The sequence below is a fragment of the Streptomyces sp. NPDC001027 genome, from assembly GCF_040299045.1.
Taxonomy (GTDB): domain Bacteria; phylum Actinomycetota; class Actinomycetes; order Streptomycetales; family Streptomycetaceae; genus Streptomyces.
Map to the genome: position 1 here is coordinate 1 of NZ_JBEPBI010000494.1, position 2,404 is coordinate 2,404.

At 71.1% G+C, this 2,404-nt stretch carries 2 protein-coding genes; both read left to right on the forward strand.

Annotated features, from left to right (window positions below; translation table 11 throughout):
* A partial coding sequence (locus ABT300_RS43170; RefSeq protein ID WP_351688402.1) for a non-ribosomal peptide synthetase occupies nucleotides 1-1,083 on the forward strand: 1,083 nt, incomplete at its 5' end.
* Nucleotides 1,083-2,404, forward strand: a 1,322-nt coding sequence (locus ABT300_RS43175; RefSeq protein ID WP_351688405.1) for a condensation domain-containing protein, incomplete at its 3' end; no start/stop codon positions are given. The genes ABT300_RS43170 and ABT300_RS43175, both read left to right, overlap by 1 nt.

Sequence of the window (2,404 nt, forward strand, 5' to 3'; positions counted from 1 at the left end):
CCGCTGCTTGGCGAGATGCTGACGGATGCCCAGGTGGCCGGCGCCGCGAGTACGTGGGTGGTGGGTGGTGAGGCGTTGGCCGGTTCGGTGGTGCGGGGTCTGTTGGAGCGTGCGCCGGGGTCGGTGGTGGTGAACGAGTACGGTCCGACGGAGGCGACGGTCGGCTGTGCGGTGTTCGAGGTGCGGGCCGGTGATGAGGTCGGTGCGGTGGTGCCGATCGGTCGTCCGGTGGCGAACGTGCGGCTGTTTGTGCTGGATGGTGCGTTGCGTCCGGTGGCGCCGGGTGTGGCGGGTGAGTTGTACATCGCGGGTGCGCAGTTGGCGCGTGGATATGTGGGGCGGCCGGGTCTGACGGCGGAGCGCTTTGTGGCGAACCCGTTCGAGGCGGGTGTGCGGATGTATCGCTCGGGTGATGTCGCTCGCTGGCGTGGGGATGGTCAGCTGGAGTTTTTGGGGCGTGCGGATGAGCAGGTGAAGGTCCGTGGTTTCCGGATCGAGCCGGGTGAGGTCGAGGCTGTCGTCGCCGGTCACCCGCAGGTCGCGCGGGCGGCTGTGGTCGCTCGTGAGGATGTGCCCGGCGATGTCCGCCTGGTGGCGTATGTCGTTGCCGACGATCCTGATGAGGATGTTGCCGGACTGCCCGCTCTTGTAAGGGAGTTCGCCGGTCGTCGGTTGCCCGAGTACATGGTGCCGTCGGCGGTCGTGGTGTTGGTGGCGCTGCCGTTGACGGGTAACGGGAAGCTGGACCGCAAGGTGCTGCCGGCGCCGGAGGTGTCGGGTGGTGCCGGGTCCGGCCGGGCGCCGGCGAGCGAGCGTGAGCGGGTGCTGTGTGAGGCGTTCGCCGAGGTGCTGCGCGTGCCCGAGGTCGGTGTGGACGACGACTTCTTCGCCCTCGGTGGCCACTCCCTGCTCGCCGTCCGCCTGACCAACCGGATCCGGACCCTGCTGAACGTCGAGGTGGAGATCGCGGTGCTGTTCGACGCCCCGACTCCGGCCGAGCTCGCCGCCCGACTGGCGGAGAGGACGGCGCCGGCACCAACCAGGCCGGCCCTGCGGCCGAGGCCCAACCAGGAGGAGTCCTGATGATTCCGTTGTCCTTCGCGCAGCGGCGGCTGTGGTTCATCTCCCAGCTGGAGGGGCCGAGCGCCACCTACAACGTGCCACTGATCCTCCCGCTCACCGCTGGGACGGACCGGGCGGCGCTGAACACCGCCCTGCGGGACGTCATCGGCCGCCACGAGATCCTGCGGACCGTGTTCACGACCGTGGACGGCGAGCCGTACCAGAGCGTGCTGAAGCTCGACGACCTGGCCTGGGAGCTGTCGGTCGAGGAGGTGCCCCGGGCGGAGCTCGACGCCGCGATCGCGGCAGCCGAGGGACACACCTTCGACCTGGCGGCCGAAGTGCCGGTCCGCGCCTGGCTGCTGGCCGCATCGCCGGAGGAACAGGTGCTGGTCGTGGTGTTCCACCACATCGCCAGCGACGGCTGGTCGACGGGCCCGTTCACCCGCGACCTCATGACGGCGTACCAGGCCCGTAGCGAGGGCCGGCCGCCCGAATGGGCACCCCTGCCGGTCCAGTACGCGGACTACGCGATCTGGCAGCGCGAGCTGCTGGGCGAGGCGGACGACCCGAACAGCCTGCTGCACCGGCAGATGAACTACTGGCGCGACGCGCTGGCGGGCCTCCCTGAGGAGCTCGCGCTGCCGGTCGACCACCCGCGCCCCGCGGCGGCCTCGTACCAGGGTCACCGGGTGCGGCTGGAGATCTCCGCGCAGACGCACGCCCGGCTGCTGGAGCTGGCACAGGCCGAGGGCGCCACGCCGTTCATGGTGCTGCAGGCGGCCCTGGCCGTCCTGCTGAGCCGCCTCGGCGGGGGGACGGACATCCCGCTCGGGACGGACGTCGCGGGCCGGACCGACGAAGCGCTGGACGACCTGGTCGGCTTCTTCGTGAACACGCTCGTGCTGCGTACGGACCTCACCGGTGACCCTACGTTCCGGGAGGCGCTGCGCCGGGTGCGGGCGACCAGCCTCGCCGCGTTCGGTCACCAGGACCTGCCGTTCGAGCGGCTGGTCGAGGAACTGGCCCCGGCCCGGTTGCTGTCCCGGCACCCGCTGTTCCAGGTGATGCTGACCCTGCAGAACGCCGCGCGGACCATGCTGGACGGGGAGCGCGTCGAGGTGTCCGCCGCGGCCCCCGCCGGCGCGTCGGCGGCCAAGTTCGACCTGGAGCTGTCGTTCACCGAGGTCATGGGGCCGGACGGCGCACCGTCCGGGATCCGGGGTTCGGTGACGGCCGCCTCCGATCTGTTCGAGGCGAAGACGGTCCTGCTGTTCGCGGACTGCCTGGCGGGCGTGCTGGACACGCTCTCGATGCACCCGGAGCTGCCGCTGAGCGGTGT